This is a genomic window from Acinetobacter sp. YH01010 (assembly GCF_013420775.1).
GTDB lineage: Bacteria > Pseudomonadota > Gammaproteobacteria > Pseudomonadales > Moraxellaceae > Acinetobacter > Acinetobacter amyesii.
This window is the reverse complement of the sequence record NZ_VOYF01000001.1, coordinates 257,739-272,121: the sequence shown is the minus strand read 5'-3', so window position 1 is coordinate 272,121 and position 14,383 is coordinate 257,739. Positions and strand designations below refer to the sequence as shown.

The following is a 14,383-nucleotide window of genomic DNA, read 5'->3' as shown; positions in this document are numbered from 1 at the left end:
ATGTTAATTAGACGATAAAACTATTTTTACAGTTGCGTGCATGACGCTGTTCGTTGGGTGCAAGTACATGGTCTAAGACCATTTGGTGAATATTTTATATGCAAGAAGTAATTAGTGAGTGGGTTCTCCGCTTTTTATTTTTAAGTGAATTTTTGAATCGTGGATTTTACATAACGAAACATCTTCTATGGTTTTAAGCATTAAGTTTATTGATGAATTTGACTAAACTAGCAGCAAAATTATTTCCATGATTACAATTTAGAATTTTTATTATGTTAGGCAAAATATTTGCTGTATTAGAACAATTGGGTCTATCCGCCCAAAAACGTGCCATTCATGTGCAATTTTCCAACCCTGCGTTGAATGAAGAGCTTTTTATTCAACGTATTGATGGGGAGCATATCTTAAACCAAGGCGTACAAGCGACTTTGATTTGCCTATCCACCAATGCACTTATTCCACTAAAACAATTTATTGGCGCACAGGTTGCCGTTGATCAAGTGACCGATCAGGGCGAACTCTTCCGTACCGCCGGTATTATTACCGAAGCCACCCAAGGCCAGAGTGACGGTTCACTCACGCTGTATAAACTCACTTTAGAAGATGCAACATCGCTGTGGCATAAACGCAGGAACAGCCGTGTGTTTATGAACAAATCTGTTCGCGATGTCAGTGAAACTCTCTTTAAAGAATGGCAAAGCAAAAGTCCGCTTTTTGCTGCCAGTCTAACGCTAGATCTAAGCGGTTTAAGTCAGAACTATGATGTACGACCTTTCATCATGCAGTCGAATGAAAGCGATTATGACTTTTTAACGCGTCTTTGGCGCAGTGAAGGCATCAATTGGCTCATCGATGAAGCGCAGCTGAAAGCACCACATTCCTCAGCGCCAATTGAAAAACAAAAACTCCGCCTGATTGATGACAATAGCCAATATCAAGCACTCAGCCGTCGTAGTATCCGCTTTCATCGCTCTAGTGCCACAGAAAAACAAGACAGCATCACCAGCTTGATCGGTGAACGTAGCATTCAACCGACTGCGGTCCATGTGCAGCGCTGGCAAGCCGATGGACTGAGCCAAGAAGAAGGCGCAGGCTCAGTTCAAAGCAAACATCAGCATAGCCAAAGCCAAGACAATGCCAGTTTAAGTTTGGAACAAGCATGGCATATCAGCCCTGCATGGATGCAAGACTTAAAAGGCGAAGACCAAGCTACCGCTTCATCAAACAGTCAGATTGAAAAACTGAATCAAAACCTAACGCGCTATCACGAGCTACAATCGAAAAAATTCAATGCACAATCGACTGTGCGTGATACACAAGTCGGTTATTGGTTTGAATTGAATGAACACCCAGAAATTGATCAACACAGTGGTGCAGACAAACAATTTTTAATCACAGAAAAGAAATTCTATAACCAAAATAACTTACCCAAAGACCTTACTGAACAAGTCAATCAACTGATTGAACAAAGTCAGTGGAACATTAAACCGATCCATGAACAGGCCGAGCGTCAGGCCAATCAGCTCACATTACAACGCCGCAATATTGCGACGGTTCCTGCATATAACCCACTCGAACACCGTCCAAGCACCCATCCGCAACGGGCTAAAGTCGTTGGGCCAAGTGGTGAAGAAATACATGTCGATGAATGGGGGCGTATCAAAGTCCGCTTCTTATTTACCCGTGGTGATGATCACAGCCATGATGGTGGTGCAGGCAGCAATGACAATGATATGGATTCTGCATGGGTCGATGTACTTACTCCATGGGCAGGTGAAGGTTATGGCGCACGCTTCTTACCGCGCATTAATGAAATCGTAGTTATTGATTTCTTTGACGGTAATATTGACCGACCATTTGTAGTGGGGCGCATACATGAAGCACAGCGCAGTCCAACCCAATTTGATAGTAAAGGCAAACTGCCAGACACCAAAAAACTGGCTGGAATAAAAAGTAAGGAAGTCCAAGGTGAAGGCTTTGGACAACTTCGCTTTGATGACACGACTGGACAAATCTCAACACAATTACAAAGTACCCATGGCGCCACTCAGCTCAACCTAGGGAACCTCAGTCATCCCAAAGAAACCGCAGAAAGTGAGGGAAGAGGCGAAGGTTTTGAACTGAGAACCGACCAATGGGGCGCGGTGCGTGCAGGTCAAGGGTTATTGGTTAGTACACACCCACAACAACAAGCAGCAGCAATGCACCTCGACGCACAAGCTGCAAAAGATCAAATCGAAGCCAACTTAAACAGCAGTAAAGCTTTAAGTGAAGTGGCGAAAAATCAACAAACTGACCCACTTGAAGTCTTGGATAACCTAAAAAACTTTCTTGGACAAATTGAAAAAGGCAGTAAAGAAAAGGCGGATGCCTTTAAACAAGCCTTAATGATTTTATCTGCACCAAACTCAATTGCTGTAAGTAGTCAGGAAGATGTTCATCTTTCAGCAGATGGACAGATCAGCCAAAGTGCAGGGGATAGCATCAACCTCAGCAGTCAAAAATCCTTAATTGCCCATGCACAAAGCAAGATCAGTCTATTTGCAGCACAAGAAGGCTTACGAGCTTATGCAGGCAAAGGCAAAGTTGAAATCCAAGCCCAAGGAGATGGGGCAGATCTGATTGCCCGAAAAGGTATTCAAATTATTTCCACGGAAGATGTAGTTTATATCACCAGTCCTAAAGAAATAATCCTGACTGGAGGCGGATCACAGCTCAAGATTAATGGTTCTGGCATATTCCCTACCACGGGTGGAAAGTTTGAGGTTAAGGCCGGGCAGCATTTATTTACAGGTGGAAGTACGGCTCAACCAAAAAATATTACTTTACCATTATTAGGTGAAATGCAAAATTGGATGGAATTGAACTACCATTATGATGATTTATCACCAGTTAAAGGGGCTCCTTTTAAAGTCTTTTTTGAAGATGGAAGTTACAGAGAAGGTACTTTAGATGATAAAGGGTACGCTAAATTAGAAAATGTACCTAAAGGAAAATCTGAAATTTATTATGGGGAAGATCCGTCAGAGTTTAAAAAAGACATTCCCGATGACCTAGATGCAGAAATTGAAGATACAGACACTATTGACGATGATATTTGGTCACTATTAGATGAAGAAGCATATCAAAAACTTACAAATAACTTACAGAATGGAGCGAAATAATGGGCTCTGTCGCTAAATATAAACGTTCTGTAGATTCTGTTCCCGGTGGATGGCTACAAAGTTTAAAAAAAGACACTATGACTTTCTTTAAAGGTGAAAGTACTGGTGGTTGGGCAATTTTAGCGGAGACGGTAATTGGGTGTGTACCTGTTTTAGGTCAATTGGTAGACGCGAGAGATATTATTAAAGCGATTATCATTTTATCTGCAAATCCAGCTAGCCCTGCTGGATGGTTTGATCTTATTACAGCATTAATTGGCTTAGTTCCAGGTGGTGGGGATGCTGTCAAAATGTCATTAAAAAGTGTCAAAAAAGGCGCTTTACCAATGGATAGTATTTTAGATGGTATCCGAAAACTAGGGAAAGGTGATCCTGAGCAATTGATACGTAAGTGTCTAGATCTAAATGCATTACAAAAAAATTTGGATAAGATACTGACAAACCCTAAAGTATTAAATCAGCTAAGCCCTGAAGCTCGTAAAAATGTTGATCAGATTCGAAAAAATTTAGGTAAACAATTACAAGAATTTAAAAAGGAAGTTGATGGCTGGCTAATAAAAAGTAGAAAAACTTCAGCAGATGCAAATAAAAATTCTAAGAACCAAACAAATAAGCCAAATTCTCCAGCAAATGGTGGACAAAAAGCAAACAATACAAATCAGGGCAAATCTAACAGTACCAATAATTCGTCAATAGGCCAAACAGCTATAACTAATTTATCTAATAAATTTAAAGGTATTCTAGGTGAGCATATGGCAGATTACTATTGCCAAGAAATTAAAGGCTGGGGAACTTCAACACATGATAAGATAGGAACGAAAAACTCTCATAAATTGAATGATAATGGGGAAATGGTAAATCTATTTTCTATTAAAAGTAGAGGGCGTGGTATAGATGGAGTTTGGAAGAAAAATAATAATGACGCAAAACCATATGCAATTATTGAGGCTAAATGTAGCCAAAATCCTGCTGCTTCACTTAGAGATTTATTAGGTGATGCTAATGATAAAAATGGTATTGATAAATCAATACCTCAACAACAACAAAGATCTGGCAGAACTTCTAGAAACCGTACTAACACTAGTTCAACTAATCGTAATCTAACTTTAGGTGGCGAAAAATATAGAGATTCTAGTGGAAAAGTAGTTCAAATGAGCCATCATTGGATAACAAATCGTCTTGTTAAATCAGTAGGAATTAAGCTAGCTCCAATAATATTGAAAAAAAGAAGATATGAAAGATATGTTATTTTTTTTAGTGGATTGCAGGTAGTAGAACATGCTGTTGCATTAATTAAATTCTTATCTAAACAAACAGTAACTGATAAAGAACATTCTATTCATACAGCTACAAAGGTTTGGACTGATAAAGACATTAGTATCGTTGTTAATAATAAATAATTGGAAATTTATTTATGATGGAATTTAAGTTTAATCGTAGACAACAATTTTTAGATGAAAGTTACTATCAATCTACAAGGAGTGAGCTTGTCAGCGCCATAGAAAGTTTTTTAAGTGAATCAAATGATGATGATGATATCGAAGCAGGATGGATAGACTCTTATTCGATAGCGTCTAGATATCAGTTTGATTTGCTTATTTTGGACTATACTGCTGGTAAACCGATTGAGTATTTACGCTTAGAATTTGATAAAGTAATTGAATTATTCAAGGAACTCTCTTTAAAACAAAGAGCCTATTATAAAAATAATAATTTTAGTGTTTTTGACATCGAAATTTTAGATGACTATTGTGTATATATATGGATTATCAGCCTTTGTTATTTATTAAAAAGAACTGATTTACTACCGTTGGTAGCTAACCTTGTTGATGGAGAGGATCAAGAAAATGGAGGGAAAGATTGGATTGTAGAGGAATTTTTGGCTTTTAATGACGATAACCGTTTTGATTGTTCAGATGTCCTTTTTTCAAATCCTTATTTTGAGTTATCCAATGCATTTGTGACCCAAGATAATAAAGTTTCATTCAAGCATTTAAACAAATTTTTAAAAAAATGGTATAAAGATTTATCTGGAGCTCCATGGCATGATACCCATAAATCAGAGGGTGGATATTATGGATATTGGGCTTTTGAAGCAGCTTGTGCTGTTATTCTATTAGAAATAGAAAATGATAAAGAATTTCATGAATACCTCTATTATCCTAAAGACTTAATAGAGTTCTATCGTACATTTAAACCTAGTAGTGCTGAAATTGACCTCCTAACTAAATATCAAAAAGTATCAATTCAAGCAGGTAAAAAATGTCCTCAATCAGGTTATTGGTTCAGTGTAGCCAAGGAAAACACTCGTAAATACTTTAAACAAGGGGAAATATTCCCTGATTTTGAAAGTGATTGGGGGGATGTATATTGGCAGTTTGACGGTGAAGAATAAGTGAAAATATGCCCTTCGGGGCAGTTTTTGGGCATAAAATGGATTTAGTTAATATAAAAAGACAACAATTTCTTACACCTCAAATGTATGAAACATTAAAGGCGGAAACTCTGAACACTATTGAAACTTTTAAAGTAAATCCTACAGGTGTTGGTGATTCAATAGAAGAAAGATGGGTATACTCTTATGCTATCGTAGCAGAGGACTATTTAAATCTGCTTATATTGGAATATACAGCTGGCAATAGTTTACCTTTTATTAGAAGCCAAATTGAAATAGTTATTGACTATTATGAGCAATATGGAAGTAAATTAAGAAGTTATCATAAAAATATAAACTTACCAGTTTTTGAATTATTTACTATTGATGGCTATTGTCCATGTATTTGGTTAATCAGTTTGTGTTATTTACTCCACCGAAAGGATTTGCTACCTAGAGTTGCGAAATTAATTGACGGAGAAATGAGAGAAAATGTTGCTCAAGATTGGCTAATTGAAGAGTATTTATCTTTTTCAGATGAAAATAGATATGATTGTTCAACAGTATTAGTACCAAAACCTTACTTATTATTATGTGAAGCCTTTTCAAATCAAGATAATGAAATTTCTTTAGCTTTTGTCCGTAAGTTTTTAAAGAATTGGTACAAAGATTTATCAGGTGCGCCTTGGCATGATACTCATAAATCAGAAGGTGGCTATTATGGATACTGGGCTTTTGAAGCAGCGTGCGCTGTTATTCTGTTAGAGATAGAGAATGATACTGTCTTACATGAATACTTATATTACCCTAAAGATTTGGTTGAATTTTATCACAAATTCAAGCTCAAAACTTCAGTAATAAATTTTCTTGAAAATCATAATAAATTTTCAATTAAAGCTGGGGAAAAATGTCCTCAACAGGGTTATTGGTTTACAGTTGCTAAAGTGAACTCACGTCAATACTTTAACTTGGGAGATGTTTTTCCTGATTTTGAAAGTGATTGGGGCGATGTGTATTGGCAGTTTGATGGTGAAGAGTAATTTATGCCTTCGGGACTTGATAATATTGGATCTCTAAAAAAAGAAGTATTAATTAAAAGAATATTTTATGAGCACAGCACAAGTTTATTTAAATGATGAGGAAATAGAAGAATTAGTTCGAGATATTCCTCTTGATACATCAATAATTTATGGGGAAGAAAAAAAAGAGTTCGGAGTTTGCCCTTATATTACATTTTATATTGATCAAAAAAAACAAATGCGCAAGAATTTTTGATAAAAGTAATTGATATTTATGAGAAATTTGAATTCGAAATAATTGATAAGCCATTTCATTTAAGATTTCGATGTGATACTGAAGTTTGGAAAAAGGCAATTTCATGGATTAGAAGTCGTGAAGAAATATCAGCTGAAATGGCAAAAATTTATAAAAAATATTTCATTTACTATTTAGGTGCAACATCTGCACAATCTCAAGATCAAAGTCCACGTTGGGCTTTAAGTGCAAAGATTAGAGACTCTAGTGAGCGCTATTCTAGTCTAAAATTAACTTTTGGTGATCAATGGTATAGATCCAATAAAGATATTTGGTACTCATTTGTTCAAAAATGTCTAGAAATGCTTAACCCAATTCAAGCATATAGTGGATATGAAATTGGAAACACAAGTCAATTTGCATTTGTTTCTCCTGAATTTGAAACAGTTGAACGGACTTTCACGGATTATTTTTACGGGCTCGATATTGATCATCCTGGTATGGAGTTTTCTCATGAAAATATGTTTATTGCAGAAGATCGGGATGGTTTAGGTGGCGGTATTCGTACCCCAACATGGTGCTTTTTACTTTCTCCCTACTGGCTAGAGAAACTAGGCTTGAGTGAAGAACAAATTCGTGAAAAACTGGATGATCCACGAATTGAAATTACTAAAATTATAGACCTAGAAGATTCAACAAAATACAGCTTATGGATACGTTTGGGAGAGCTTTCACTTTATCCAGTTGAAGAAGGTGTTCCTGATTTATTGGTGATGGCAAATGAACTAATTAAACCGATACGTTGTGATAACTTAAAACTGACCACTTTAGATGCGTGGTCAGATGATCCAAATCCACGTTTTGATGCCGTAAGTTCAAAGCAATGGATTGCACGATTTGATGAAGACAGCACTTGGCCTGAATTAAAACGAGTGAAAGTTGAAGTTCAAGAACCAGAAAGAATAGATATTGTTATTGCCGGTAGCCCATGTCCTCACGCAGGATATTGGTATACTTTTGCTAAAGAAAACTCACGTCAATATTTTAAACAAGGTGATATATTCCCTGATTTTGAAAGTGATTGGGGTGATGTGTACTGGCAGTTTGATGGTGAAGAATGATTTATGCCCTTCGGGGCATTATTTTTGGAATAAGAATGATTTTTGATAAAAAGAAAAGACAATTATTTTTAACAGATGAAGTTTACAATAGAGTAAATATATTTTTAAAAGAATTACCCATTGAAATTTTAGAAAGTAAAAAAATATATGAAGACAGTCCATCTGATATAAGAAGATTAGATTATTACTTATCACTACATTCTTATGATTTATTAAGTCTAAATTTTACTGCTGGGTTTGATATTTCTACACTTAGAATTCAATTAGAAGATGTAATTACGAAATATGAAGAATATACAATAGCCTTGCGCAAAGACGAGGAGGATGAAGATTGGGCACCATTTTATTTTACAGCTATAGATGAGTACGAAAGATGTATGCAGTTGATAGGACTGTGTTATCTATTACACAGAAGGGACTTATTACCTCGTATTGCAGCGATGCAGGACAAAATTTACCATGAGCAAACAGACCAATTAGATACACTGTATGAGGACTTTTTATCATTTGAGTTGGCAGATAGATATGATGTGGATCAATGGTTTTTTGATAATCCATATCGCCCATTAATTTTTAGTAAATATAGAGATACTAAACAAGAGAGTATTCGGGATATACAGGAATATTTGAAATTATGGTATCCCGCATTTGAAAGTGCTCCATGGTATGACTTACATAAAATGGAAAATGGAGGTTATTTTGGCTATTGGGCTATAGAAGCTGCTGCTTACGTTTATTTGCTAGATTTAGATGATAGTGAAATAACACATATGATTTATCCAAAAGATTTGGTTAAATTTGCCCGAGAATTTGTACCTTGCGAGAAGGATATAAGTAATCCAAGTACAAAAACATTAAAATGCGAAGCAGGTCAAATTTGCCTTAAAACAGGTGAATGGTATAGTCCTGCGAATAACATGGAAAAACGTCATTTTAATCAAGGAGAAGATATGCCTGAGATTAAAGATAACCCTTGGGGATTAACGATTTGGTATCTAACTGAATAAATAGATGCCATTCGGGGCATTTTGGAATGGGTGGGGATGTGTACTGGCAGTTTGATTGTGAAGAATAAATAAAACATACCCTTCGTGGCATTAATTTTAGGATTAATATGAGTTTCGATAAATATAAAAGACAGATTTTTCTAACTGAAGACTATTATAAAAGTGCCTATGATTTTTATATAGAAGACGTTGATTTTTAGAAAGAAAGTGATGCATTTGAGGATGATGAGTATAATTGCGGCGAAAAAAGAAGATGGAATTTAATAACACATGATTATTCTTTTCTACTTTACCTTGTATACACAGCAGGAAAATCTATAGGGGAAGTTATACCCTTATTTGAAAAAGTTATAGAAGGCTTTGAAAAACAATCTGAAGCCTTAGCTATCTTCCATAAGTCAAAAAAACCTTCTGTCATTCCAACTCAAAATGAAACGTTAAATATACTTGGTCTGGCTTTTTTATTTAATCGAAATGATTTGTTTGATCGTATACATTCATTAGTCAATGGTGAGGGTGAAAGTCATACGTGTGAAGATGAGGTTATTAATAAATTTTTTAAACTTAATGATCCTTCACATCCAACATTTAACGAAGGAAATTTATTTGCATTAGGTTATTCAAAATTATGTGATGTGATTGATAATGTGCTAGTTAAAAATAATAAAGAAACTGCTGTTAAATATTTAGATGAATACTTAGCTGATTGGTATCAAATGAATAAAAATGCACTTTGGTTTAATAGTCATCTAGAGCCTGCAGAAGAACTAAAATATTGTGGTTATTGGTCTTTTGAAGCAGCAGCTCTTGTTTATTTACTAGATTTGGATGACACTCCTCTACACAAGCATTTATTCTATCCTAAAGATATAGTTGCATGGGCTCGTAAAAATAATACTCAATCTGAAGTAACCCAAGAGAATCTAACTGTAATAAAAGTCAAAGCTGGCGAAAAATCCCCAAAAACGGGCTATTGGACAACCCCAGTACAAGTGGATTCACGCGTTCATGTGTTAAGAGGTGAAATCTTACCAACACTTTCTGGAACAGATTGGGGTGAAGTGTACTGGTATTTTAATGGTGAGGAATAAATAAAACATGCCCTTCGGGGCATTAATTTTAGGCTGAATATGAATTTTAAAATCGATCCTAAATTTTTATATTTATTAGAACATTTTAGTTCTAAAGAATTTTTTTATAGCATGAGAAATAACTATCAATCTTTTTTAGATCGTTTGGAATTGCTGTTTGTCGTTTATATGAGAAATCTACCCTATAATTATCTGGATTTTCCAATGCCAGAGCAAGTTGACATCAATTGGGGAGGGACGGTTTTACCGCTTTTAAGAAAAACCATGGATACTTTAGATTTTGCTTATATAAGAATAAAAGAAGGCGATCTAACATATTTAGATTGCGCATCAGAGATTCGATCGAATGACAAAGGTATGAGTGAGTTTTCAAAAAAATGGATGGATGAACTACCTCATGAAAATGTGAAAGAATGTTGGGATTTTTATACAAAGGCTAAGGCCGAGGCATTCATTATTGAAAATACCTATCCAACGTATTGGAATCAAGAAAGTATTGTTGATGAAATATTTGATATTTCAAAAATTAATATTCCTGTGTCATATCCCATTTATCGTATAAATCAAAGTATTAAAGTAAAATCGAATGAAAAAGTTGCGATAACAGATTTATATATTTCCGAATTTGTGCCGAACCGAATAGAATTTATGGCTCATAGTAATGAAGATGATAGAGGTTTTGGTAGTGTAATTCCCACTACAATAGATCCAGAAACTTATGAAACATATTATGAGAAAACAGATTGGTACTTGATTGAAAGAGTCGCAAATGAAGGGGGCAAGTTTACTGATCGAAGCTGAAATGATTTGTGTTGTCTGATGTGTGTTGATAAATGATAGCGAAATAACACATATGATTTATCCAAAAGATTTGGTTAAATTTGCCCTAAAACAGGTGAATGGTATAGTCCTGCGAATAACATGGAAAAACGCCATTTTAATCAAGGAGAAGATATGCCTGAGATTAAAGATAACCCTTGGGGTCTTACGATTTGGTATCTGACTGAATAAGTAGATGCCATTCGAGGTATGTTGGAATGGATGGGTATGTGTACTGGCAGCTTGATGGTGATAAATAGGATAAAATTTCCTTTTGGTTATTCGTTTCTAATGGATAATATTTTTAATTTTCTTTGATTATTATTTTTAATTAAATAAATTAAAACCCAATATTTTTTAAAGGATAATGATGAAAGTTTTAAAAACGAATTTAATGTTTATTATGCTTTCAGCAATGAGTTTAATAGGGTGTAATACTCATTCAACAAAAACTTATGTGTTGACGACAACATCTTATGGTTATGATGCAAGTTATATTCCTTATATTGTTGAATTAAATGGAGAGGAGCTAGGTGGAGGGCTAGGTAGTGGAACGAAAAGATCAGCAGTGATAACAGGAGCTCAATATATTAAATGGGGAGAAGGTAATAGCTCTAAAAAGCATATTGCAACCAATGTCCCCACATTGACGAATGAAAATTTAAAAGATAAAAAATATTTAGCTGTACATATATATCCAGATGACAGTGTGGAAATTAATTTATCGAATGAATTACCTGATGCTACTGAGAAAGGTTTAGAGTGGAGAGCAAAAATTATTGATGAATTGAAGGTAAAAGAAGAAAAATAGCTGTATCAGTCATTAGTGGCATATAGATAAAAAAAAAGCGCATGATGAGATGCGCTTTTTAATTTACAGCTAATTATTTTTCAACGAATGCACGTTCGATCACGTAGTCGCCTAGAACGCCCATCTTAGGAGATTCTTTCAGGCCGTGCTGGTCAAGCAGGGCAGCAACGTCGTCTAGGAATGCAGGTGAACCGCAAAGCATTGCGCGGTCAGTTTCAGGGTTGAAACGTGGAAGACCAATTTTTTCGAAAAGTTGACCAGATTCAATGGCAGTAGTTACACGGCCCTGAGTATGGAATTCTTCACGAGTTACCGTAGGGTAGTAAACCAATTTTTCTTTCGCGCCTAATTCACCAAAGAATTCGTGGTTAGGAATTTCATCTAAGATTAAATCTTGATAAGCCAATTCCGAAATGAAACGTGTACCATGTACAACGATGATTTTTTCAAAACGTTCGTAAGTTTCAGGGTCACGAATTACAGAAAGGAACGGTGCAAGACCTGTACCTGAAGAAAGTAGGTATAAGTTTTTACCAGGGTTTAAGTCATCTAGAACCAACGTACCTGTAGGTTTTTTAGATACTAAAATTTCATCGCCAACTTTTACTTTTTGTAAAATAGACGTTAAAGGACCATCTGGAACTTTAATAGAGAAAAACTCTAATTCTTCTTCATAGTTTGCGCTTGCAATAGAATAAGCGCGCATTAAAGGCTTACCATTTACTTCAAGGCCGATCATCACAAATTGACCGTTTTTAAAACGTAACGCAGTATCGCGAGTGGTTTTAAAAGAGAATAAAGTGTCATTCCAATGGTGGACGTGAGTAATCTTTTCGACGTTAAAAGCAGCCATTAAAGGTCTCAATAAAATTATCAAATTAGAACAGCTTACTATTCTAATCTAAAATCATTCTCGATAAACTGAATATATTTAATTGAACTTATCAGAAAAAGTGATTATGTCTGAGCTTAAAATGCCAATTATCGGGTATATGAAATCTCCCTACCGAGAAAAATTTGGTATTCCACGTCAGCCGAATTTGGTGCAAGTCGAATCTTATATTGAAATGGTGGAACCTTATAACGATTTATTGGCTTTCGAAGGGATTGATGATTTTAGTCATCTTTGGCTGATTTGGCAGTTTCATGAAAATAAAAATGCAGATTCGACAAAATTTCGTCCGCAAGTTCGTCCTCCGCGTTTAGGTGGTAATCAAAAAATCGGGGTATTTGCGACACGAAGTATGTACCGACCGTCACCTATGGGCTTGTCGGTTGTGCAGCTCAAAGGGGTGAAAAAAGTCGGAAAATCGGTACGTGTCTATGTTGTCGGTAGTGATTTGTTGGATGGAACACCAATTTTAGATATCAAACCCTATATTCAATATTCAGATGCAGTTATGGATGCGCAAAGCGGTTATGCGCAGGATGAGCCAGAAAGAAAATCTGTGATTTGGTCAGAGCACGCTGAGCAACAAAAACAGGTATTTTTGAATAATGGCAATTTAACCGAACAATTAACAGCAGAACTGGAACAAGTATTGAGTTTAGATCCACGTCCTGCTTATCAGCATGATGTTGAACGTATATATGGCATGTTGTTTGGCGGTTGTAATGTGCGTTTTTGCGTAGACACTAATAAAATAGTCGTACACGAAATTCTAAGTAGTTAAAAAGATCAGGTTTTAAACCTGATCTTTTTTGAAATCGAATTACTTTAATTTAGAGTATTTATCAATTTCAGTACTAGCGATATTGTTAAATAGCGAGCATTCATTTTTGATTGCTTCTACATAGTTAGTTTCAACTTTTGCTTCCAGGCTATCCTTTCCATAATTTTGAATCGCCTCATCTAAGTCAGCTTGATAGTCTTTAATATCATTAGCCAATGTGTAAGTGGTCCCTGATTTATAGTATGAGCCATAACGATAATTTTGATTAAACTGCACATAAGCATCAAAATCATAATTTACAGGTTGATTTTTCGAAATATAAACTGGATAAGAAGCTATGTTTTGGATGGTATAACCGTCATCTAAATATTCAGTAGGATCAAAACCATTAATGTTGTCACCAAGGAGTTCAACATAATTTTTTGAACTTGATGATGTTTTCAGTCTTAAGCAAGTTGAACCTTGAGGAAAAGTTTTTCCTTTTAATTTTGAATAATAGAAACTAGGGAATGTGCCCAACTTCGTTGCTAACGTAGTATCTGCACCTGAAAGATAATTAAATGTGTCTACGTAATAGCCAATTTCTTTACCTGTTAAATTTACCACTTCGAAATTTTGAGTCAGTTTCAGACCATTGAAGTTTTGACTAGATGCTGGTGTGAAAATCCATTGGCTATCATTTTTAGAAATTAAATTGGCAAATTTATAACCATATTCGGTTTTGTTCAGCACTGGTGTATAAAGGCCTTCGTCTGTTAAATAATCAGAAATTATCCATTTCAAGTCATAATTTTCATTGTTATTGCTTAAATAATCAACATTGAAATAAATAGTATTATTTTGAATATTGAAATGTGTTTTTTCGAATAAATTGTCGCTTCCATCCCAATATGATGATGAGTAGATTGACCATTTATTATTTTCGGAACTAGTTTCAGCTCCATTTCCTGATCCAGTTTCAGATGAAGTAGAACTATTGTCTGAAGAGCCGCCGCCGCAAGCGCTTAGAATTAAGGAACTAAAAATGGCTAGGCTTAAAATTTTAAATTTCATGTTACCCTCTTTAATA

At 35.3% G+C, this 14,383-nt stretch carries 11 protein-coding genes and 2 pseudogenes; 11 read left to right on the top strand and 2 right to left on the bottom strand.

The annotated features are described in order from the left end of the window. Positions 1-272: 272 nt before the first annotated feature. The 10 genes and pseudogenes from FTT77_RS01365 to FTT77_RS01325 all read left to right on the top strand — a co-directional run bounded on the left by FTT77_RS01365 (position 273) and on the right by FTT77_RS01325 (position 11,641). A complete protein-coding gene (locus tag FTT77_RS01365) occupies positions 273-3,164 on the top strand; it encodes a type VI secretion system Vgr family protein (RefSeq protein ID WP_180108771.1) in 2,892 nt (963 codons plus the stop codon). Continuing rightward, complete coding sequence (locus FTT77_RS01360) at positions 3,164-4,564, top strand: hypothetical protein (protein WP_180009471.1); 1,401 nt, start codon at positions 3,164-3,166, stop codon at positions 4,562-4,564. The genes FTT77_RS01365 and FTT77_RS01360 overlap by 1 nt, the downstream gene beginning before the upstream one ends. A gap of 14 nt (positions 4,565-4,578) precedes the next feature. Further along, positions 4,579-5,559 carry a PoNe immunity protein domain-containing protein gene (locus FTT77_RS01355; RefSeq protein ID WP_180009470.1) on the top strand — a complete coding sequence of 327 codons (981 nt, stop codon included), beginning with the start codon at positions 4,579-4,581 and terminating at the stop codon, positions 5,557-5,559. A 38-nt stretch (positions 5,560-5,597) separates the two neighbouring features. Beyond that, positions 5,598-6,578 (top strand): PoNe immunity protein domain-containing protein, encoded by a 981-nt coding sequence (locus FTT77_RS01350; protein ID WP_180010880.1) that lies wholly within the window; start codon positions 5,598-5,600, stop codon positions 6,576-6,578. Positions 6,579-6,645: 67 nt separating this feature from the next. Further along, a pseudogene (locus FTT77_RS01345) lies at positions 6,646-7,913 on the top strand (type VI immunity family protein). Between the two features lie 35 nt (positions 7,914-7,948). Beyond that, positions 7,949-8,920 carry a PoNe immunity protein domain-containing protein gene (locus FTT77_RS01340; protein WP_180074081.1) on the top strand — a complete coding sequence of 324 codons (972 nt, stop codon included), beginning with the start codon at positions 7,949-7,951 and terminating at the stop codon, positions 8,918-8,920. Positions 8,921-9,399: 479 nt separating this feature from the next. Then, positions 9,400-10,011: a DUF1911 domain-containing protein gene (locus FTT77_RS17315; RefSeq protein ID WP_257223246.1), complete on the top strand. Its 612-nt coding sequence runs from the start codon at positions 9,400-9,402 to the stop codon at positions 10,009-10,011. A gap of 39 nt (positions 10,012-10,050) precedes the next feature. Then, positions 10,051-10,812, top strand: a complete 762-nt coding sequence (locus tag FTT77_RS01330; protein WP_257223244.1) for a hypothetical protein — start codon at positions 10,051-10,053, stop codon at positions 10,810-10,812. 78 nt (positions 10,813-10,890) lie between these two features. Then, a pseudogene (locus FTT77_RS17310) lies at positions 10,891-11,022 on the top strand (hypothetical protein); the annotation flags it as partial. A 178-nt stretch (positions 11,023-11,200) separates the two neighbouring features. Then, entirely contained in the window at positions 11,201-11,641 is a 441-nt protein-coding gene (locus FTT77_RS01325; protein ID WP_180027310.1) for a hypothetical protein, read from the top strand. A 73-nt stretch (positions 11,642-11,714) separates the two neighbouring features. On the opposite strand, the gene FTT77_RS01320 is transcribed toward FTT77_RS01325, so the two are convergent. Next, positions 11,715-12,494 (bottom strand): ferredoxin--NADP reductase, encoded by a 780-nt coding sequence (locus FTT77_RS01320; protein WP_078189109.1) that lies wholly within the window; start codon positions 12,492-12,494, stop codon positions 11,715-11,717. A gap of 106 nt (positions 12,495-12,600) precedes the next feature. Here FTT77_RS01320 and tsaA point away from each other — a divergent pair, with 106 nt between their 5' ends. Further along, positions 12,601-13,314 (top strand): tRNA (N6-threonylcarbamoyladenosine(37)-N6)-methyltransferase TrmO, encoded by a 714-nt coding sequence (gene tsaA / locus FTT77_RS01315; protein WP_180005251.1) that lies wholly within the window; start codon positions 12,601-12,603, stop codon positions 13,312-13,314. 39 nt (positions 13,315-13,353) lie between these two features. Here tsaA and FTT77_RS01310 read toward each other — a convergent pair whose 3' ends face one another. Continuing rightward, a complete protein-coding gene (locus FTT77_RS01310) occupies positions 13,354-14,367 on the bottom strand; it encodes a hypothetical protein (protein WP_168379329.1) in 1,014 nt (337 codons plus the stop codon). Positions 14,368-14,383 lie beyond the last annotated feature (16 nt).